This is a genomic window from Curtobacterium sp. PhB130 (assembly GCF_003755165.1).
Taxonomy (GTDB): Bacteria; Actinomycetota; Actinomycetes; order Actinomycetales; family Microbacteriaceae; genus Curtobacterium.
In genome coordinates this window covers 179,127-198,751 of the sequence record NZ_RKII01000007.1, presented here as the reverse complement: position 1 = coordinate 198,751, position 19,625 = coordinate 179,127, and the positions used below count along the sequence as shown (strand labels likewise).

Here is a 19,625-nt window from a genome sequence, read left to right as displayed (position 1 = left end):
TCCACAGTTCGCCCTCCCGACACGCCCGCCCAGCGCGGACCGGGCACGCTGGAGCCATGAACGACAACCGGCTCGGCACCGCCGTCAGCCCCTACCTCCGTCTCCACGCCGACAACCCGGTGGACTGGCGTGAATGGGGCCCGGACGCCTTCGCGGAAGCACGCGAACGGGACGTCCCCGTCCTCGTGTCGATCGGCTACGCGACCTGTCACTGGTGCCACGTCATGGCGCGGGAGAGCTTCGCCGATCCTGAGGTCGCCGAGCTCCTGCGGCGTGACTTCGTCGCGGTGAAGGTCGACCGTGAAGAACGCCCTGACGTCGACTCGAGCACGATGGCGGCGGCCGCTGCGTTCACCGAGCAGCTCGGCTGGCCGCTGACCGCGTTCATGACGCCCGACGCCCACGTGTTCTTCGCGGGTACCTACTCCCCGCCGACGCCGGTCGGCCAGCACCCGTCCTTCCGGCAGGTGCTGGGCGCCGTGCTCGACGCGTGGCGCGACCGACGGGGTGAAGTCGACGCCAACGCGACGGCGCTCGCGACGGCCATCCGTCAGGGCGCTCTGGACGCGGCACAGGACGAGCCCGGTGCGCCTGCCGGAGCCGAACCGGGCCTCCCGTCGGTCGGGGCGATCCACGATGTCGTCATCGCACTCCAACGGTCGGAAGACACGACGTACGGCGGTTTCGGTGGCGCTCCGAAGTTCCCGTCGGCTCCCCTGCTGGAGTTCCTCGCCGATGCCGGAGCGGACGGTGTCGCCGAGGCATCGGCGCTCGTCGAGCGGTCGCTGCGCGCGATCGCCGAGTCCGAGCTCACCGACCCGGACGGTGGTGTGTTCCGGTACGCCACCCGTCGCGACTGGAGCGTGCCGCACTACGAACGGATGCTCTACGACAACGCGAACCTCCTCGCCGTGGCGCCGCGAGACCAGGCCAGGGGCATCGCGGACTTCCTGCGCGACACCCTGCGCCGCCCGGACGGCGCGTTCGTGGCAGCGCAGGACAGCGAGTCCACGATCGACGGCCGCCGGGTGGAAGGCGAGTGGTACCGGCGCCCCCTGGCCGAGCGGTCGACGCTGGACCCGCCACCGCTCGACGACCAGGTCCTGACCGGGTGGAACGGACTCGCGATCCGCGGCCTCGCCATCGCCGGGGCTCGACACGGCGACGACGCGATGATCGCGGCAGCCCGGGCCGCTGCGGACGCGATCATCGATGCACACCTGCGGGACGGCCATGTCGTGGTCCGCTCGAGCACGCCTCGCGGGGTGTCGACGGCGCCACCCACCATCGAAGACGTCGGTCTCCTCGCCGAAGGGCTCCTCGAACTCGCGCTGGTCACCGGGCAGGTCGGGTACGCCACCGTCGCTCGCTCCCTGGTGGACGACGGTCTCCGCGGCGCGCTCGACGTCGATCCCGTCCTGGCGTCCGCGGGAACAGCCACCGGTGAGCAGCCCCAGACCGCGCTCCGCTCCGGCACCGTCGCCCTGGCCGGTGCCGCAGCGATGCTCGGGACACTCACCGGCGACGACACGTACCGCGCCGCGGCGGTGGCGCTCGTCGCCGACCGGGCACGGACCGGTGTCGAGCGGCCACTCGGACACGCGGACGCGCTGGGACTCGCGCTCGCACTGCAGCGGCCGTCGCGAGAAGTCGTCGTCGTGTCGGAGCACCCGTCGGAGCTCGGCGTCGTGGCGTTCGGGGCGCGACGTCCCGGCACGCTGGTCCTCGTCGTGACCCCGGCGCAGGCAGGAGACTGGGCGGCCTCGGGGTTCGCGCTCCTCGAAGGCCGTGCCACGAAGGACCCTGCCGCGTACGTCTGCCACGATCGGGTCTGCGCGCTCCCGGCGCGTTCCGTCGAGCAGCTCACCGGGCAGCTCGCGTCGAGCTGACCCCGGACGGTATCCTGGAATGCTCATGTCTCCCACGCCGCCCGTCATCACGTTCCCGCCCGAGCTGCCGGTCTCGCAGCGGCGGGACGACATCGCCGCAGCGATCCGCGACAACCAGGTCGTGATCGTCGCCGGTGCCACGGGCTCGGGCAAGACCACCCAGCTCCCGAAGATCGCTCTGGAGCTGGGGCGCGAGAGCATCGGTCACACGCAGCCGCGACGGATCGCCGCGCGCACGATCGCCGAGCGCGTCTCGGAAGAACTCGGCAGCGAACTCGGCGACCTCGTCGGCTACCAGGTCCGCTTCACCGACAAGGTCAGCGCGAACACCCGGATCAAGCTGATGACCGACGGCATCCTGCTCAACGAGATCCACTTCGACCGCGACCTGAAGCGCTACGACACGATCATCATCGACGAAGCGCACGAACGCTCCCTCACGATCGACTTCCTCCTCGGCTACCTGAAGCGGCTGCTGCCCCGGCGACCCGACCTCAAGCTGATCATCACCAGCGCCACGATCGACCCGGAGTCGTTCTCGCAGCACTTCGGCGGCGCTCCCATCATCGAGGTGTCGGGGCGGACGTACCCGGTCGAGATCCGGTACCGCCCGCTCGTGGCCGAGGACCCGGACGACGATGACGGCGACGACGACACCGACTCCCGGACCGCGGACGCCGGCAACGGGTCGGACGACCGCGACTACCTCACCGGCATCACTGACGCGCTCGACGAACTCGCGCAGGACGCCCCCGGCGACGTCCTCGTCTTCCTCTCCGGGGAGAACGAGATCCGTGACGCGCAGGACGCGATCGAGGGCAAGCGGTACCAGGGCACCGAGGTCCTCCCCCTCTACGGACGGCTCTCCGCCGCGGACCAGCACCGGGTCTTCCAGCGCAGCGCGACACCGGGCGTCCGACGCCGTGTGGTGCTGGCGACGAACGTCGCGGAGACCTCGCTGACCGTGCCCGGGATCAAGTACGTCATCGACACCGGCACGGCGCGCATCTCCCGGTACTCCCCGCGGGCCAAGGTGCAGCGGCTGCCGATCGAAGCGATCTCGCAGGCGAGCGCGAACCAGCGCTCCGGTCGTGCCGGCCGGACCAGTGCCGGCATCGCGATCCGGCTGTACTCCGAGGACGACTTCGGACGCCGTCCGGAGTTCACCGACCCGGAGATCCTCCGCACGAACCTCGCCGCGGTGATCCTGCAGATGATCTCCCTCGGGTTCGGGGACATCGAGTCCTTCCCGTTCCTGCAGCCGCCGGACTCCCGCGGCGTGAAGGACGGCCTCGATCTCCTCCGCGAACTCCGCGCGGTCGATGCGGCGGGCGCGATCACCAAGTCCGGTCGGCAGCTCACGCGGCTGCCGATCGATCCCCGACTCGGCCGGATGGTGCTCGAAGCCGGCAGGCAGGGCGTCGGCCGAGAAGTCGTCGCCGTCGTCTCGGCGCTGAGCATCCAGGACCCGCGCGAGCGTCCCCTGGAGCAGCGGGCGCACGCCGACCAGCTGCACGCGCGATTCGCCGATCCGACGAGCGACTTCCTGACCCTGCTCGGGTTGTGGAACTACATCGAGGACAAGCAGGACGAGCTGTCCTCCAGTGCGTTCCGGCGCCTCTGCAAGGCCGAGTTCCTCAACTACCTCCGCATCCGCGAGTGGCAGGACCTGTACCGGCAGCTCTCGCGCGCGGCGAAGCAGGTCGGAATCCACGTCGGCAAGGAGCGCAAGGACGACCCGGACGCCGTGCACCGTTCGCTCCTCGCGGGGCTCCTCAGCCAGATCGGCCTCCGAGACCGTGAGAAGCGTGACTACCTCGGGTCCCGGAACACCCGGTTCGTCCTGTTCCCCGGCAGTGTCCTCGCGAAGAAGCAGCCTGACGCGGTGATGGCCGCAGAGCTCGTGGAGACGAGCCGGTTGTTCGCGCGCACCGCGGCCCGGATCGACCCCGTGTGGACGGAGCAGCTCGCCGGGGACCTGCTCAAACGCACCTACGGCGAGCCGCACTGGGAGAAGAAGCAGGGCGCCGTCGTCGCGTACGAGCGCGTGACGCTCTTCGGCGTGCCGATCGTGCAGCGGCGCCGAGTGCAGTACTCCCGGATCGACCCCGTGCACTCGCGAGAACTCTTCATCCGGCATGCCCTGATCGAGGGCGAGTGGGACTCCCAGCAGGCCTTCGACCGCGCGAACCGCAAACTCCGGAAGGAACTCGAACAGCTCGAGGAGCGGACGCGTCGGCGCGACATCCTGCTCGACGACGAGAACGTCTTCGAGTTCTACGACGCTCGGATCCCCGCCGAGATCGCGACCACCCGCGACTTCGAGGGGTGGTGGCGACGGACCCGCCGTGACCAGCCCGAGCTCCTCACGATGCGTCGCGAGGACCTGCTCGACGCCTCGGCAGCGGAAGCCGCCGAGGACGACACCGAGTACCCGACCCAGTGGCGCTCCGGCGACCAGCGGCTCGCGGTGCGGTACCGCTTCGAGCCCGGCGCCGAGGACGACGGCGTCAGCGTCCAGGTCCCGCTCGCGCTGCTGCCCCGGATGCGCGAAGAAGGATTCGACTGGCAGGTCCGTGGGCTCCGCAAGGAACTCGTGACCGCGCTGATCAAGGCGCTCCCGAAGCAGATCCGGAAGAACGTCGTCCCGGCGGCCGACTGGGCCGAGAAGATCGTCGAGGAACTCCCCGACGACGCCCCGACCACACCGACGGAGAGCTTCCGGGCCACCCTGGCGAAGACGATCCAGCGGATGACCTACGTGCCGGTCTCGGAGTCGGACTTCGACATGTCCCGGGTCCCCGCGCACCTCCTGCCGACCTACGCGGTCGTCGACGAGCGCGGTCGGCGGGTCGAAGCGGGCAAGGACCTCACCGCGCTGCAGACCAAGCTGAAGGACCGGACCCAGCAGAGCGTCGCGGCGGCCACCCAGCGACCAGGACGCCAGGGCCGTGGCGGCGGCGATGCCCCGGACCGCCGCGTCGAACGGTCCGGCCTCACCACCTGGCCGGAGTTCGACCTGCCCGAGGTCCTCGACACCAGGCAGTCGGGCGGTGTCATCCGCGCCTACCCCGCGCTCGTCGAAGAGGGGACCGGGCCGAAGGCGACCGTCGGCGTGCAGCTGCTCGCCACCCCGGCCGATCGGTCGATCCGGATGCCCGCGGGCGTCCGGCGACTCGTGATGCTCGCGGTTCCCTCGCCGGTCTCGTACATCCAGTCGCACCTCACCGCGCAGGAGAAGCTCGCCCTCGCGGCGAGTCCGTACCCGTCCACGAACGCCCTGTTCGACGACGTCCTCGCCGCTGTCGTCGACGCCGGGATCCGGGCGGCGCACCCTGCGGGCCTGGTCTTCACGAGGGCGGAGTTCGAGGCGGTTCGCGATGCCGTCTCGTCGACCGTCGTCGACACGATGTTCGGTGCGGTCTCGGAGGTCGCGGCCGTGCTCGCCGCCCAGCGGAAGGCCGAGCGGGCGCTCAAGCAGGCGAACAGCATGGCCCTGCTCCCGGCGTTGAACGACATGCGCCAGCAACTCGACCGGCTCGTGTTCCCCGGGTTCGTCTCCGTGGCCGGACTCGATCGGCTCCGCCGCATCCGGATGTACCTGCAGGGCATCGAGGCCCGCGTGACGAAGCTCCTGCAGAACCCCGGCCGCGACGCCACCTGGATGCGCGAGGTCTCGGTGGCGACCGGCCGCTACGAAGACGCCGGCGGCACGTTCCCACCCGCCGTGGGATCGCACCCCGAACTCGTGCACGCCCGGTGGATGCTCGAGGAGTTCCGCCTCAGCCTCTTCGCGCAGGAACTCGGCACGGCCGAGACGGTGTCGCTGCAGCGGATCACGAAGGCGCTCGCCGCAGCATCGGCGTGATCGGGACTGGCCCTCCGCGCCACTGACCCAGTACCGTCGGTCGCACGGACGAGGGGAGCCCCGATGTCAGACGACACGAGGCGGTACGGCAATGCGATCGAACGCGCCGACGGGCAGGACTTCCCGTTCTACGACGGTGATCCGATCCCGATCCCCGCCTGGCAGTGGATCACGATCGTCGTCGCGTGCGTGGTCGGCATCACGGTCCTGAGCTTCTATCCCGCAGCTGACAACGTGCAGTCACTGGTTCCCCGCTTCCTGTTCACCGCGATCCCGCTCGCCGTGTTCATCGCCTTCACGAAGCAGTACTGGTCGCGGATCTTCCGACGCACGACCGGCCGGGACGTCGGGCTCATGGTGCTCTTCGCGATCGCGAACGTCATCGTGACCTTCGCCGTCGGAATCATCGTCAAGGCGGTCTTCGGCGCGACCGCGAACACCGCAACCGACGGCATCCACGGCGCCGGACAACTCGTGGCGTTCTACGTCGGGACCGCGATCCAGCTCTTCGGCGAGGAACTCTTCACGATCCTGCCGTTCCTGGCCGTCATGTCCCTGTGCCACCGCATCGGCCTCACGAGGACGCAAGCGATCCTCATCGCCTGGCTCGCAACCGCCGTCTGGTTCGGTGCCGCGCACCTGCCGACCTACGGGTGGAACTTCGCCCAGGCGTTCCTGATCATCGGCGTCGCGCGCCTCGTGCTGACGCTCGCGTACATCCGGACCAAGAACATCGCGGTGAGCACCGGCGCACACATCCTGAACGACTGGGTCATCTTCACGGCCACGATGCTCGCAGCGGCGGCCCGACCGTGATCGGCTCGTTGGACGTCATCGTCCTCGACTGCCCGGACACCGGGGTCCTCGCGCGGTTCTACGCCGAACTCCTCGGCGGCGAGATCGTCGAGTACGAAGACGACTGGGCAGAGGTCGTGCTGCCGATCGAGGGCTCCCGGCCGATCGTCGCCTTCCAGCGCGTCGACGAGTACCGCGCCCCGGTGTGGCCGGGCCAGGACGTCCCCCAGCAGATCCACCTCGACGTCAAGGTGGACGACCTCGACGTGGCCGAGGCCGCGGTCCTCGCCATCGGCGCGACGAGTACCGGCTCCGGGACCGAGACGTTCCGGGTGTTCCTCGACCCGGCGGGGCACCCGTTCTGCCTCATCCACCCGAACGACTGAACCGAACAGCCGCGGCCTGTCCCCCTGACACGTGCCACGCCCGCACACCGCCCCGCCAGGGCCCGCACGTATGATCCGAGACACCCACTCGTCATCGGAGACGGAGGCCGGCATGACCAGCACCCAGCCCAGCGCCAGCATCACCAGCAGCGCCACCCGACCGACCGGGGCCACGGCCTCCGTCGCCGCGATCCTCGCCGAGTCCGCCAGGCGGTACCCGGACGACGTCGCGGTCATCGTCGGGGAGCAGCGAACCACGTACGCCGAGCTCTGGGACGAGACCCTCGCGTACGCCGGCGCGCTGCGGGCGGCGGGCGTGACCGAGGGATCCCGTGTCGCGATGCTCGTGCCGAACGTCGCCGACTTCGCCCGCGTGTACTACGCGACCCTGGCGCTCGGCGCCGTCGCGGTCCCGGTGCACGCGCTCCTGAAGCGTCGCGAGGTCGAGTACGTGCTCCGCGACAGCGGCGCGATGCTGCTCGTCTGTGCGGCTCCGCTGCTCGGGGAGGGCGCCGCCGGGGCAGCACTCGCGGGCATCGAGGTGGTGACCGTGCTCGCACCACCCACGGACAGCGCCGCGACCGGCCAGAGCGGCCGGACCGGCGAGCCCGGCCAGACCGGCGCGCCCGGCCAGGAGACCACCACGCCAGCGCGCTTGGAAGACCTCGCCGCCCAGGCAGACCCCCTCGACACCTACGTCCCCCGCGACCCGTTCGACACCGCGACGATCCTCTACACGAGCGGCACCACCGGCAAGCCCAAGGGTGCCGAGGGCACGCACTTCGCCCTGCTCGAGCAGGTGAACACGAACCTGATGAGCACGTTCGACATGCGGCGCGGCGACGTGCTGCTCGGCGCGCTCCCGCTGTTCCACACGTTCGGCCAGACCTGCACGATGAACACCGGGTTCCGCGCCGGCGCGACGATCGTGATGCTGCCGAAGTTCGACGGCGACTCCGCGCTCGCGGCGATGGTGGAGCACGGGTGCGAGATCTTCATGGGCGTCCCGACGATGTACATGGCGCTGCTCGACGCCGCCACCCGGAGCGATGCGCGACCGGCGCTCCGCTACGCGATCTCCGGCGGCGCCTCGCTGCCGCTCGCGGTCCTCGAGCGGTTCCAGACCGTCTACGACGCGCCGATCCACGAGGGGTACGGCCTCACCGAGACCTCTCCGGTCGCGACCTTCAACCACGTCGGGCGCGCGCCCCACCCGGGCACGATCGGCACGCCGATCTGGGGTGTGGACGTCGAGATCGCCGATGCGGAGACGCGTGATGCGATCGTGCTGCTGCCGCGCGGTGAGATCGGCGAGCTCGTGATCCGCGGGCACAACCTGATGAAGGGGTACCTCGACCGTCCGGACGACACCGCCGAGGCGATCGTCGACGGCTGGTTCCGCACCGGCGACCTCGGCACGAAGGACGACGAGGGCTACCTCACGATCGTGGACCGGACGAAGGACATGATCATCCGGAACGGCTACAACGTGTACCCGCGCCAGGTCGAGGAGGTCCTCGCGACGCACCCCGACGTCACCATGGCCGCCGTCTTCGGGGTGGCCCACGAGGTGCACGGCCAGGAGATCGAGGCGGCCGTCGTGCTGCGTCCCGACGCGACCGCGACCCCGGAGGAGCTCGTGCAGTTCGTCGCCGACGAGATCGCCGCCTACAAGTTCCCCCGCGTCGTGCACGTCGTCGACGCGCTCCCGCTGGGCCCCAGCGGCAAGGTGCTGAAGCGTGACCTCGTCGAGCGGTTCAGCGGGCAGGAACCGGTCGCCAGGAGCACCGAGCAGGAGCCGGCCACCGCATGAGCACGCCGGAGACCGACACCCGGTTCACGGAGCGCGTGGTCGCACGCGCGCTCACGAACGTCCGCGAGGGCGGCAAGCCCTTCGCCTGCCTGATCGTCCGTGACGGCAAGGTCGTCGTCGAGGCCGCGAACCTCGTCACACAGACCGGTGACCCGACGGCGCACGCCGAGATCACCGCGATCCGGCTCGCTGCCGAGATGGGGATCACCGACCTGGCCGGGCTCGACGTCTACGTGACCGCGTACCCCTGCCCGATGTGCCTGGGCGCGCTCTACTACGCGCAGCCGGACCGGGTCGTCTTCGCGGCGACCCGCGACCAGGAGTCCGAGCACTACGAGGACGGCAACCGGCTGATGTCGCTCGACTCGTTCTACGGCGAGTACACGAAGCCCGCGCACGAACGGTCGCTGCCGTCCGAACAGGTCCCCACCGAGGACCCGACACTGCCGTTCCGGCAGTGGACGGCCCTGCACTCCGACTGACGTGACGCACCCCCATCCGGAGCCGTACCGCACGACGACCATCGAGACCGACGACGGCGCGTCGTTGTACGTCGAGGAGAGCGGCACACCCGACGGCGTCCCCGCACTGTGGCTGCACGGCGGCCCCGGCGGGTCCCTCGGGTCCGGTTGGTACCGCACGCACTTCGACCCGAGCCGGTACCGCCTGGTCGGGATCGATCAGCGTGGGAGCGGGCGCAGCACCCCGGGTGTGCTCGACGCACGCGAGCGGCTCGCCGAACACACGACACAGCGCCTGATCGCGGACATCGAGCAGGTCCGGCAGGCACTCGGCATCGGCTCGTGGGTCGTCGCGGGTGTCTCCTGGGGCACGACCCTCGCGCTGGCCTACGCGCTCGAACACCGGGAGCGGGTCCGCGCGCTGGCGCTCCTGGCGGTCACGACGACGAGTCGCGAGGAAGTGGACTGGATCACCGAGGGCATCGGCCGGGTCTTCCCGGAGGACTGGGACCGGTTCGAGCACGCCTCGCACCGCGCCCCCGGCGAGCGGGTCGTCGACGCCTACGCGCGTCGCCTGGCCGGCGAGGACGCGGCGGACCGCGCGCACGCCGCCGCGGAGTGGGACCGCTGGGAGAGCGTCCACGTCTCGCTCGACGCTCCGGCGATCCGTGGGCTGGGTCACACCGGCCTGGAGGCTCGGGAAGCGTTCGCCACGCTCGTCACCCGGTACTGGGCGAACGACGGGTTCCTCGGTGCGGACCGAGCGATCGCGTCGCGCATCGCCGAACTCGCCGACCTGCCTGCCGCGCTCGTCCACGGACGGCGCGACGTCAGCGGACCCGCGATCACACCGTGGCGGCTGCACCGCCGCTGGCCGGCGAGCACGCTGACGATCGTCGAGGACGAAGCACACGGCGGACCGGGCGAGAGCGCAGCACTGACCGCGGCGCTCGACCGCTTCGCCGCACAGATCCCCTAGTCCGCGGACGGCTGCCGCAACCATGCGACGACGGCGTCCAGCGTCGGTTCGTACCCGTCCGTCGTGTCGACCTCGAGCACCGGGACGCCGAGTTCGAGCGGCGAGGACACCCGCGGCAGGTTCCCGAGCACCCGCGCGTTCAGCGTGCCGTCGTGGCCGCGGGCGACGAAACGCTCGTGTGCGAGCGCCGTCACGCAGTGCACGTTCCGCACGGCTCCGACGGGCTCCAGGAACTCCCGCACTTCGGCCTCGGACTGGTCCCGGTAGAGCGTTGCTTCCGCGATCACACTGCAGCCGGCACCGGCGTACGTGGCGGTCGCCGTCCAGAACAGCCGGACCCCGTGTGGCACCACCTCGTCACGTGCAAGTGATCCGCCCGCCATCAGCCCGGCGTACAGCTCGTCGCGGTGCACCTGCGGCCACCCGAGCTCCGCGGCGAGCGCCGCCGCCAGCGTCGACTTCCCGCTGCCGGGCGCGCCGCTCAGGAGCGCGATCGTGGCCGGCACCGCTCAGGCCTCGACCGGGTTGGCGAGACCCTCGACGACCTCGACGTGCTGCAGCCCCGCCAGGACGGCCCCGGGCAGGAACAGCTTCGCGCCGCGGGCCCCTGCGCCGATGACGACCTCGGGCACGTCCGACACCCGGGCGTCGACGTAGACGGGCCACGAGGACGGGAGCCCGATCGGGGTGATCCCGCCGTACTCCATCCCGGTCAGCGCGACGGCGTCGTCCATCGCCGCGAAGCTCGCCTTCCGCGCCCCGAGCAGCTGCTTCACGGTGCGGTTCACGTCGAGGCGGGTCGACGCGAGCACGATGCACGCTGCGTGGATGACCACGTCGCCGCGCTTGCCCGCGACGACGATGCAGTTCGCCCCGCCCTCGAGCGGGTACCCGTACGCCGCGGAGAACGCCGCGGTGTCGGCGAGCTCGGGGTCGATCGGCGACGCTTCGATCCGGCTCAGCACGTCCGCGGGCAGACGGACCAGCGCCTCCGCGACGGGGATCGCGAGGAAACCGGTGGCCACGAGGGCAGGAACACGCTCCAGACTCGGCATCACTCCACCCTACGGAGGTGCCCCTCCCTTCCGGGACAGGCCCTGCCAGGATGGGCCGATGACGACGAACCCGGCACCGACGCCGATCGACCTCGACACCTGGCCGCGCCGCGAGCACTTCGAGCACTACCGCGACCGGGTCCCCTGCCGGTACGAACTCACCGTGCAGGTCGACGTGACCGCGTTCGTCGCCGAGCTCCGCCGCACGGGTCGCCGCACGTACGCGTCGCAGATCTGGGCGTTGGCCACCGCGGTCAACCGGCACCGCGAGTTCCGGATGACGCTCCTGCCCGACCGCTCCCCCGCCGCGTGGGACGTCGTGCACCCGGCGTTCACGGTGTTCAACCCGGAGCGCGAGACGTTCTGCGCCGTCTTCGTGCCGTACGACGAGGACTTCGGCGCCTTCCACGACGCTGCGGTGGATGCGCTCGCCACGTACCGCTCGGCGACGACGATGTTCCCGCAGCAGCCCCGTCCGGCGAACCTGTTCGACGTGTCGACGATGCCGTGGGCGTCGTTCTCGGGCTTCTCGCTGCAGGTCCACGAGGGCTGGGACCACCTGTTGCCGATCTTCACCATGGGTGGCCACCACGACGAGGGCGGGCGCACCATGCTCCCGCTGTCGGTGCAGGTCAACCACGCGGCAGCCGACGGCTTCCACACGACCCGGCTGCTCCGCGACGTCGAGGCGCTCTTCGCCGACCCCACCTGGCTCGCGACGCCTGCCTGAGCGAGCGCCGCACCACCAAAGCCGATCCGAACCACGGGCGTCCGTGGTTCGGATCGGTTTCGATGGTGCGACGACAGTCCGCACCGCGAGCACGCGAGCACGCGAGCACGTCAGGACCCGGCGCGCGCGGCCGACGCCTCCTCGAACTCGCGACGCATCGCGTCGCCGCCCCGGCGTCGCCACTCGCGGACGACGCCCTTCCACGAGCTGACCGGCGCCCGGCCGAGCAGGACGTCGTTGATCGCGTTCGTCGCGTACGTGCCGACCGCGGGTCCCTTCGTCGAGTTCGTCGGCGAGTAGAGCCCGTAGGTGGGGTTGGTGATGCCGTCGTCGAGCCAGGACGCGAGCGACTCGTAGACGGTGTCGGTCATCCCGGGGAACCCGGAGTAGAACAGCGGCAGTGGGCACTCGGTGAAGTACTGCAGCGGGAACTCGCCGAGCGCGGTCTCGCTGTTGCCGGTCTTCGTGAGGACGGGTGCGCCGTCCCGGTACTCGAAGTCGCGACCCTCGATGCCGAACTTGCGGAACATCCACGCCTCGGTACCGAACGGTGACGCGCACCAGTTCAGCACGTCGAGGACGGTGCGGATGCGGTCCTCGGACGCGGCGGCGAGCGCGGTGATGGCGTTGTTCGGGTCGCCGAGCCAGGGCTTCGGCTTCGCGCCGGCCGGTCCGACGAACGGGGCCATCGTCATCGCGAAGCCGCTGCCGGGTTCCGCCTGCTGCAGCAGCCCGGGGATCGCGCTGTAGCTGTCCTGCAGCATCACCGCGGAGCCCTGCACGAACCAGACCTTGCCGTTGTAGGCGGTGACGCTGTCCGGGTGCACGAGCCCGTCGGCGAGGAGCTTCCGCGACACCTCGAGCATGTCCTGGTAGGCGTCCACCTCGTACATGTGGGTCAGCTTGCCGCCCTGCTCGTCCCACTGGTTCGGGACGCCGAGCATCGACGCGAGGATGTTCGTCGGCACGGACCCGAGCGCCCACCGGTTCTTGTTCTGGTCGGTGACCTCGCGGCAGAGCGCGGTGAACTCGTCGAGGGAGCCGAAGGACGGGTCGACGCCGAGTTCCTCGATGAGGTCCTGCCGTCGGTGCAGCACGCCGGTCGTGAGCGGGCCGCGGGGCACCGGGACGCCGTAGATCCCGCCGGAGAAGACGGTCCCCCTCCACGACGCGGTGGGCAGGTTCGCCAGGTACGGCCACTCGCGGATGCCGCTGCCGGAGAGGTACTCGGTCAGGTTCTGCGCCTTGGCCTCGAGGAACTGCGGCAGGTAGGAGAACGTGCCGAACACGGTGAAGACGTCGCCGAGGGTGTCGCCGGCGACCTGCGTGGCGAACTTGTTCCCCCAGTCGGCGTTCGGCGTGATCGTGAGGTCGAGGTCGACGCCCATCCGCTTGTCGAGCCCCTGCCAGTAGGGGTTGCTCCCCTTGGCTGGTGGGACCGGCGAGTTGGTCGGGACGCTGCCGTGCAGGGTGGATCCGTCGCCGGGGACCTTCGCGGTCGGGACCAGGCTCGACGGGATCTTCCGGAACGCGCTCGGCATGAGCGCGCTGGTCTTCGGCAGGACCGGCTCCGGTCCGCCGGTCCACGGGACGTAGTCCGGCAGCGCGACGGCCTTGTTGATCGCCGTCACGTCCGTCGAGCGGGTCACGGTGTCACAACCGGCCAGGAGGCTCGTGGCCGCGATCCCGAGACCGCCGGCGATGAGCGCGCGGCGGCTCAGCTGCCATGGTGCGTTGGTGGTCATGGGTTCAGCCCTTCACGGCGCCGGTCAGGACACCCTTGGCGAAGTGCCGCTGCAGGAACGGGTAGACGATGAGGATCGGGACGATCGAGACGACGAGGATCGCCATCTGGATCGAGGCCTGCGGCGGCAGGGCGTCGGAGCTCGTGCCGAGGTCGGCGCCGCCGAGCTGCGCGTTGTTGATCACGTAGGTGCGGAGCACGAGCTGCAGGGGCCACTTGGCGGTGTCGTTGATGTAGAGCAGCGCGTTGAAGAACGCGTTCCAGTAGCCCACCGCGTAGAACAGCCCGATCACGGCGAGGACGGCCTTCGACAGGGGCAGCACGATCCGGAGGAACACGCCGAAGTCGCCGGCGCCGTCGATGCGGGCGCTCTCGATGAGCTCCTTCGGGATCGCCATGAAGAACGACCGCATCACGATGACGTTGAACGCGCTGAGTGCCGTCGGCAGGATGAGCGCCCAGTACGAGTCGAGCAGGCCGAACTCCTTGACGACCAGGTAGTTCGGGATGAGTCCCGGTGCGAACAGCAGGCTGACGAGCACCAGGCTGAGCACGACCCCGTGGCCGTACGACCCGGGCCGACTGAGCGCGTACGCCAGCATCGCGGTGACGAACAGGCTGATCAGGGTGCCGACGACGGTGATCCCGATGCTGACCACGAGCGCGCGGGTGACGACGCCGCCGGCGAAGATGCTCTCGTACGCGCCGAAGTCCAGGCCGGTCGGCCACATCACGAACCCGCCGGCACCGTTCACCTGGCTGGACGGGGCGACGCTCGTGGACACGATGCCGAGGAAGGGCAGCAGCACGACCAGGCAGATGACGAGCAGTACGAAGCCGGTGAGCAGGCGTCCGGGGAGCGGCGCCGTGTCCGGGCCGCCGCGCTTGTGCTTCCGGCTCTGCTTCGTCGGCGGGACGGTGACGCTGTGCGTGGCGGTCATCGGGTCTCCTTCTGGTAGACGCCCGCTTCGCCGAAGACGTGCGCGACCTTGTTGGCGCCGAGGACGAGCAGCACGCCGACCACGCCCTTGACGAGTCCGACGGCCGCGGCGACACCCCACTGCCCGCCGAGCACGCCGTTGTTGTAGACGTAGGTGTCGAGGACCTCGCTGGCGGCCCGCCCGACGGATGCCTGCTGCAGGAGGATCTGCTCGAACCCGACGGTGAGCGAGTCCCCGAGCCGGAGGATCAGCAGCAGGATGATGATCCCGCGCATCCCGGGCAGGGTGACGTGCCAGAGCTGCCGCCAGCGGCTCGCGCCGTCCATCTTCGCCGCCTCGTACAGACTGGCGTCGATCGAGCTGAGGACCGCGAGGAACAGGATCGTCGCCCAGCCGGTGTCCTTCCAGATCACCTGGCTGGTGAGCAGCGCGATGAAGCTGTGCGGGTTGCCGAGGAAGTCGATCGCGGTGCCGCCCGAGGCCCGGATCGCGTTGTTGATGAGCCCGGACCCGCCGAGGATCTGCTGGAACACCGCGACGACGATCACCCACGACAGGAAGTGCGGCAGGTAGAGGATCGACTGCACGACGCCCTTGATGCGCTCCGACAGCAGCGAGTTGAGCATCAGCGCCAGGATGATCGGCGCGGGGAAGACGAACACGACCTGCACGAGGGTGATCACGAGCGTGTTCCGGAGCGCCCCGAGGAACTCCGGGTCGCCGTTGAACACGACCGCGAAGTTCTCGAAGCCGACCCAGGGGCTGCGCCCGAGCGGGACGAACGGCAGGTACTCCTGGAACGCGATGAGGTTCCCGAGGAGCGGCAGGTACTGGAAGGCGAGGAGCAGCGCGACGCCGGGCAGTCCCATCCAGAGCAGGACCCGGTCGCGACGGATCCGCTCCCAGGCGGTCCTTCGTCGCGGGACGGTGGACGGGGGCGACGACCCGTCGGTCGCTGTCGCGGCTGGTCGCACGCGGTCGTCGAGCTTCGTCACTCCTGGGCCTCCTCCGTTGGATTCCTGGTGTGACCCTGACGGGCTTGGCAACGAGATGGCGACCCGTTGCCATTCGTTTCCATCGTTGTAGCCGGTTGTAGCGATCCAGTGATCGCTCACCCTCGCTGAGGCGCTTCGGTGGCAGGCTGTGGGCATGACCTTCGAACAGCACGCACACTCGTTCGGGGCCGCGGCCGACGCGTACGAGCGGGGTCGCCCCGGGTACCCGACGGCCGTGGCGGAGTGGCTGGCGCCGGAACCGGTCGCACTCGCGGTCGACGTGGGGGCCGGCACCGGGAAGTTCACGCGCACGCTGCTCCCCCGCGCGTCCGCGGTCACGGCGGTCGAACCGGACACCGCGATGCGCGCACGGCTGGCCGATGCGCTGCCCTCGGTCCCCGTGGTGGACGGCGCGGGCGAGGCGATCCCGCTCGCCGACGGCGCCGCCGACCTCGTCACGTTCGCGCAGTCCTGGCACTGGGTGGAGCCGGCGGCCGGTGCGGTCGAGGTCGCCCGGGTGCTGCGTCCCGGCGGGGTGCTCGGGCTGGTCTGGAACATCCGCGACGAGTCACTGCCCTGGTCGGCACGCCTCGGGGAGCTCCTGACCCGGCCGGAGTCGCGGATCACGCAGTACGACCACCCGCTCGTCGGCGAGCCGTTCGACGGCGGCGAGTACCGGACGTTCCCCTGGGTCCACGAGCAGTCCCGGTCGGACTTCCTCGACATGGTCGCCTCGCGGAGCTACGTCATCGTGATGGCGGCCGATGCGCGGGACCGGTTGCTCCGTGCCGTCGAGGAGCTGCTCGACACGTCACCGGAGACCGCCGGTCGCTCGACCGTGCCCGTGCCCTACGTCGCACACGTGCACCGGTACGTCCGACCCTGACGGGCGCGGCTCCACGCCGGTGCACCGCGCTACGGTTGCTCCATGCGCGCCACCGTGCGGGACGTCGCGGCCCTCGCCGGGGTCTCGCCGAAGACCGTCTCCAACGTCATCAACGGCGGTGTGGTGGTGCGCCCGGACACCCGGGAACGCGTCGAGCAGGCACTCGAGCAGCTCGACTACGTGCCGAACCTGTCGGCACGGGGCTTGCGGAACGGCCGCTCCGGAGCGATCGCGCTGACCCTGCCGGAGATGAGCAGTGCGTACTCCGCCGAGCTCGCGCGCTGGTTCGTCGAGCTCGCCCGCGACCGCGACTGGGTCGTGCAGCTCGACCAGACCGCGAACGACCCGGAACGGGAACGCCAGCTGGTGTCCCGAGCACGCGCACACCTGGTGGACGGGCTGATCCTCAACCCGGTGTCCCTGAGCGCCAGCGTCCTCGCCTCCACCGCCGGGCTGCCCCCGACCGTTGTCATCGGCGAGGTCGAGCCCGAACACGTCGACCAGGTGCACGTCGACAGCCGCGCCGCCGCGCACGAGGTCACGACGTTCCTGCTCGACCGCGGGCACCGGCGCATCGCCGCGGTCGGCGCTCCGGACCTGACCGCCGACCGCACCCGGATCACGGCGACGAGCGAGCTGCGGGTGCTCGGGTACGAGACGGCACTCCGCGCCGCGGGGATCCCGCTCGACCCGGCGCTCCGGGTCCCGCTGCCCGGGTGGTCGACCGCGGATGCGGCATCGGCGTTCGCGAGCTGGCTCGACGCGCTCGGTGACGAGCCACTGCCCGACGCGGTGTTCGCGTTCACGGACTCGATCGCGTTCGGTGTGCTGCACGTCCTCGCCGCGCGGGGCATCCGCGTCCCGGAGCAGGTCAGTGTCATCGGGTTCGACGACGTCGACGGAGCCGCCTACGCCATCCCCGCGCTGACCACGGTGTCGTTCGACCGCCGGGCCTTCGCGGACGCGGCGCTCGACCTGCTCACCGCGCGGATCGCCGACCGCGACGCTCTCCCGTCGACCGTCGTGATCCCGCACCGCATCGTCGAGCGCGCGAGCGTCGCCCCGCGCTGACGCCTGGTCCTGCGCGTCGGCGTACGCTCCGCGCCATGACCGCCACCGACCCGTCGATGCCGACGCTCGCCGCCACCGTGCTCCAGTCACCGGCCCCGCTCGAACTGGCGCGGTTCTACGGTGCCCTCACCGGGTGGACCGTGTTCGAGGACGACCCGACCTGGGCACGCATCCGCCCCGACGACGGCCCGGGGCTGTCCGTGCAGTTCGAACCGGAATGGGTCCCGCCGACGTGGCCCGGGACGAAGGACGAGCCGGGCATGCAGCTGCACCTCGACTTCCAGGTGGAGGACCTGCCGGCAGCGGTCGCCCGCGCGGAGTCGCTCGGCGCACGCCAGGCCGAGTACCAACCGCAGGACGACGTCCGCGTGCTGCTCGACCCCGACGGGCACCCCTTCTGCCTGTTCCTCCCCGGCGCCTGAGCCGCTCGCGCGCGAGCGCGCGTCAGCGCGGCGCGGCGGCGGCGAGCACCCCGTCGCGGGCCTGCGCGTCCGCGAGGATCCGGAAGTGGCCGCCGACGGGGACCCGCACGTTGGTCGCTCCGGCGAGCGCGCTGCCCCCGGGGATCAGGGTGTCGAACACCCCGTAGACCGAGGTGATCCGGGCGTTCGCGTCGCGCTCCCGGGCGAGCGCAGCGATCACCGGGTCCGCCGCACGGAAGGCCCGCAGGTGCGGCACCGGCGCCAGGTTCGCGTACACCGACCCGCCGAACGGCGTCGACACCGCCACCATCCGGTCGATCCGCCCGTCGTGGTCGAGCTGCGTCATCGCGTACTTCCCGATCAGCCCGCCCTTGCTGTGCGCCACCACGAGGACACCCCGTAGGTCGTGGTCCTCCAGGTACGCCAGGACGTCGGCCGCCGACGCCGGCACCGGTCGGAGGTTGTGCCGGAGGACGGCCACCACGTGCACCGGGTGCCCGCGGTCGTGCAGCGCGTCCATCAGCGGGCGCATGAAGTGCCAGGTCTCGTAGACGCCCGGGATCACGACGACGGGCTGGCCGTCGCCCGTCCGGTAGTCGTCAGCGGTGGTCGGTCCGAGGCTCCGCGCCTGCCAGACGGCGGCGTAGACCCAGTCCGCGAGGGCCCACCACGTGCGCCGCACGAGTCCGATGCGGTACGGAGGCTCGGCTCGGCCCGAGCGCACCGGTCCGGTTCCGGGAGCGGTCGCGTTCACCGCAGCCCCTCCAGCGTCTGCACGCGCCGGAACTCGCTGACGAGGTCGGCGAACGCGACCGGCTGGTGCTCCTGCACGTGGTGCGGTCCGCGGAGCTCGACGAGGACGCCCCGCACGGACATGCCGGCGACGCGGGCGGCCCAGGCGTGCCGCGTGATCGGGTCCTCGGCGCCACGGACGACGAGCACCGGGACGTCGAGTCGCGACACGGACTCGAGCATCGGGTACCGCAGCATCGGTCGGAGCTGGTGCCGGTACTGCCGGAGGCTCCTGAGGTGGTCGGTGGCGACGACGGCGTTCATCCGGACACCCTCGACGAACGAGTCCCGGACGAGGTCGACAGCCAGGCGCGGCACGCTCCGACGTCGCGGGTCGACGACCGGCCCGACGAGCACGACGGCGTCGACGTCGTCGGGGTGGCGGAGCGCGGCCTCGACGGCGACCTGCGTCCCCATCGACTGGCCCACCACGACGCTCTGCCGGATGCCGCACCGCCGCACCGCGCGGACGACGAGGTCGGCGAGTTCCGCGACCTCGAGTCGGCGTCCGACGGCAGGGACCCCGCCGAACCCCGGCAGGTCGACCGCCACCGTCCGGTGAGTCCGGGACAGCGTCTGCTGTGATCGGTCGAACGAGCGGCTCGACATGCCGATGCCGTGGACGAGCAGGACCGTCGGGGTCAGGGCGTCCCGCCGTCGGCCGGCGGGCGCGAGCGTGCGGAGCCGGACGGGGACCCCGTCCACGGTGATCGTCTCCACGAGTGCTCGCACACCTCGACCGTACGCACCCGCGGCTGGCGGACGAGCGTCGTTTCGCAGCGGCACGGCAGCGCGGTC

General features: G+C 70.9%; 18 protein-coding genes. 11 read left to right on the top strand and 7 right to left on the bottom strand.

All coding sequences use genetic code 11. The features are described from left to right. Nucleotides 1–56 precede the first annotated feature (56 nt). From EDF24_RS06775 to EDF24_RS06745, 7 genes are all read left to right on the top strand, one after another. On the top strand, nucleotides 57–1,889 hold the full coding sequence (locus EDF24_RS06775) for a thioredoxin domain-containing protein (RefSeq protein WP_123701753.1): 1,833 nt from the start codon (nucleotides 57–59) through the stop codon (nucleotides 1,887–1,889). 25 nt (nucleotides 1,890–1,914) lie between these two features. Continuing rightward, a complete protein-coding gene (gene hrpA / locus EDF24_RS06770; protein WP_123702577.1) occupies nucleotides 1,915–5,757 on the top strand; it encodes an ATP-dependent RNA helicase HrpA in 3,843 nt (1,280 codons plus the stop codon). Nucleotides 5,758–5,820: 63 nt separating this feature from the next. Continuing rightward, entirely contained in the window at nucleotides 5,821–6,573 is a 753-nt protein-coding gene (locus EDF24_RS06765; protein ID WP_123701752.1) for a CPBP family intramembrane glutamic endopeptidase, read from the top strand. 8 nt (nucleotides 6,574–6,581) lie between these two features. Continuing rightward, complete coding sequence (locus tag EDF24_RS06760) at nucleotides 6,582–6,938, top strand: VOC family protein (RefSeq protein WP_260233376.1); 357 nt, start codon at nucleotides 6,582–6,584, stop codon at nucleotides 6,936–6,938. A 112-nt stretch (nucleotides 6,939–7,050) separates the two neighbouring features. Then, a complete protein-coding gene (locus tag EDF24_RS06755) occupies nucleotides 7,051–8,751 on the top strand; it encodes a long-chain fatty acid--CoA ligase (RefSeq protein WP_123701748.1) in 1,701 nt (566 codons plus the stop codon). Further along, on the top strand, nucleotides 8,748–9,233 hold the full coding sequence (locus EDF24_RS06750; RefSeq protein WP_123701746.1) for a nucleoside deaminase: 486 nt from the start codon (nucleotides 8,748–8,750) through the stop codon (nucleotides 9,231–9,233). The genes EDF24_RS06755 and EDF24_RS06750 overlap by 4 nt, the downstream gene beginning before the upstream one ends. Nucleotide 9,234: 1 nt before the next feature. Continuing rightward, nucleotides 9,235–10,191 carry an alpha/beta fold hydrolase gene (locus EDF24_RS06745; RefSeq protein WP_123701744.1) on the top strand — a complete coding sequence of 319 codons (957 nt, stop codon included), beginning with the start codon at nucleotides 9,235–9,237 and terminating at the stop codon, nucleotides 10,189–10,191. On the opposite strand, the gene EDF24_RS06740 is transcribed toward EDF24_RS06745, so the two are convergent. Beyond that, the gene (locus tag EDF24_RS06740; RefSeq protein ID WP_123701742.1) at nucleotides 10,188–10,697 is read right to left on the bottom strand and encodes an AAA family ATPase; all 510 of its coding nucleotides are present in this window, start codon (nucleotides 10,695–10,697) and stop codon (nucleotides 10,188–10,190) included. The two genes, EDF24_RS06745 and EDF24_RS06740, sit on opposite strands and share 4 nt — an antisense overlap. Before the next feature lie 3 nt (nucleotides 10,698–10,700). Further along, nucleotides 10,701–11,246, bottom strand: a complete 546-nt coding sequence (locus tag EDF24_RS06735; RefSeq protein WP_123701741.1) for a YbaK/EbsC family protein — start codon at nucleotides 11,244–11,246, stop codon at nucleotides 10,701–10,703. A gap of 58 nt (nucleotides 11,247–11,304) precedes the next feature. Here EDF24_RS06735 and EDF24_RS06730 point away from each other — a divergent pair, with 58 nt between their 5' ends. Next, entirely contained in the window at nucleotides 11,305–11,976 is a 672-nt protein-coding gene (locus EDF24_RS06730; protein ID WP_123655806.1) for a CatA-like O-acetyltransferase, read from the top strand. A 110-nt stretch (nucleotides 11,977–12,086) separates the two neighbouring features. Here the strand turns inward: EDF24_RS06730 and EDF24_RS06725 are convergent, their stop codons facing one another. The 3 genes from EDF24_RS06725 to EDF24_RS06715 are packed head-to-tail and all read right to left on the bottom strand — an operon-like array spanning nucleotide 12,087 to nucleotide 15,656. Then, nucleotides 12,087–13,721, bottom strand: a complete 1,635-nt coding sequence (locus tag EDF24_RS06725) for an extracellular solute-binding protein (protein ID WP_123701739.1) — start codon at nucleotides 13,719–13,721, stop codon at nucleotides 12,087–12,089. 4 nt (nucleotides 13,722–13,725) lie between these two features. Beyond that, nucleotides 13,726–14,661, bottom strand: a complete 936-nt coding sequence (locus EDF24_RS06720) for a carbohydrate ABC transporter permease (RefSeq protein ID WP_123701736.1) — start codon at nucleotides 14,659–14,661, stop codon at nucleotides 13,726–13,728. Further along, nucleotides 14,658–15,656: a sugar ABC transporter permease gene (locus EDF24_RS06715; protein WP_260233375.1), complete on the bottom strand. Its 999-nt coding sequence runs from the start codon at nucleotides 15,654–15,656 to the stop codon at nucleotides 14,658–14,660. Before EDF24_RS06715 ends, EDF24_RS06720 begins: the two co-directional genes overlap by 4 nt. Before the next feature lie 154 nt (nucleotides 15,657–15,810). Here EDF24_RS06715 and EDF24_RS06710 point away from each other — a divergent pair, with 154 nt between their 5' ends. From EDF24_RS06710 to EDF24_RS06700, 3 genes are read left to right on the top strand one after another with little or no spacing between them, the layout of a single operon-like run. Further along, on the top strand, nucleotides 15,811–16,542 hold the full coding sequence (locus EDF24_RS06710) for a class I SAM-dependent methyltransferase (protein WP_123701732.1): 732 nt from the start codon (nucleotides 15,811–15,813) through the stop codon (nucleotides 16,540–16,542). A 42-nt stretch (nucleotides 16,543–16,584) separates the two neighbouring features. Further along, nucleotides 16,585–17,613, top strand: a complete 1,029-nt coding sequence (locus EDF24_RS06705; protein ID WP_123701730.1) for a LacI family DNA-binding transcriptional regulator — start codon at nucleotides 16,585–16,587, stop codon at nucleotides 17,611–17,613. Nucleotides 17,614–17,648: 35 nt separating this feature from the next. Further along, the gene (locus EDF24_RS06700) at nucleotides 17,649–18,035 is read left to right on the top strand and encodes a VOC family protein (RefSeq protein WP_207909587.1); all 387 of its coding nucleotides are present in this window, start codon (nucleotides 17,649–17,651) and stop codon (nucleotides 18,033–18,035) included. 22 nt (nucleotides 18,036–18,057) lie between these two features. Here the strand turns inward: EDF24_RS06700 and EDF24_RS06695 are convergent, their stop codons facing one another. After that, nucleotides 18,058–18,789 carry a triacylglycerol lipase gene (locus EDF24_RS06695; RefSeq protein ID WP_311316793.1) on the bottom strand — a complete coding sequence of 244 codons (732 nt, stop codon included), beginning with the start codon at nucleotides 18,787–18,789 and terminating at the stop codon, nucleotides 18,058–18,060. Continuing rightward, the gene (locus tag EDF24_RS06690; protein ID WP_165931410.1) at nucleotides 18,786–19,559 is read right to left on the bottom strand and encodes an alpha/beta fold hydrolase; all 774 of its coding nucleotides are present in this window, start codon (nucleotides 19,557–19,559) and stop codon (nucleotides 18,786–18,788) included. Before EDF24_RS06690 ends, EDF24_RS06695 begins: the two co-directional genes overlap by 4 nt. Nucleotides 19,560–19,625: the final 66 nt, after the last annotated feature.

Bases quoted from the DNA above. Each gene is read 5' to 3' on its own strand.
- EDF24_RS06775 (WP_123701753.1), top strand. From the start codon at position 57: ATGAACGACAACCGGCTCGGCACCGCCGTCAGCCCCTACCTCCGTCTC.
- hrpA (WP_123702577.1), top strand. From the start codon at position 1,915: ATGTCTCCCACGCCGCCCGTCATCACGTTCCCGCCCGAGCTGCCGGTC.
- EDF24_RS06765 (WP_123701752.1), top strand. From the start codon at position 5,821: ATGTCAGACGACACGAGGCGGTACGGCAATGCGATCGAACGCGCCGAC.
- EDF24_RS06755 (WP_123701748.1), top strand. From the start codon at position 7,051: ATGACCAGCACCCAGCCCAGCGCCAGCATCACCAGCAGCGCCACCCGA.
- EDF24_RS06750 (WP_123701746.1), top strand. From the start codon at position 8,748: ATGAGCACGCCGGAGACCGACACCCGGTTCACGGAGCGCGTGGTCGCA.
- EDF24_RS06735 (WP_123701741.1), bottom strand. From the start codon at position 11,246: ATGCCGAGTCTGGAGCGTGTTCCTGCCCTCGTGGCCACCGGTTTCCTC.
- EDF24_RS06730 (WP_123655806.1), top strand. From the start codon at position 11,305: ATGACGACGAACCCGGCACCGACGCCGATCGACCTCGACACCTGGCCG.
- EDF24_RS06725 (WP_123701739.1), bottom strand. From the start codon at position 13,721: ATGACCACCAACGCACCATGGCAGCTGAGCCGCCGCGCGCTCATCGCC.
- EDF24_RS06720 (WP_123701736.1), bottom strand. From the start codon at position 14,661: ATGACCGCCACGCACAGCGTCACCGTCCCGCCGACGAAGCAGAGCCGG.
- EDF24_RS06710 (WP_123701732.1), top strand. From the start codon at position 15,811: ATGACCTTCGAACAGCACGCACACTCGTTCGGGGCCGCGGCCGACGCG.
- EDF24_RS06705 (WP_123701730.1), top strand. From the start codon at position 16,585: ATGCGCGCCACCGTGCGGGACGTCGCGGCCCTCGCCGGGGTCTCGCCG.
- EDF24_RS06700 (WP_207909587.1), top strand. From the start codon at position 17,649: ATGACCGCCACCGACCCGTCGATGCCGACGCTCGCCGCCACCGTGCTC.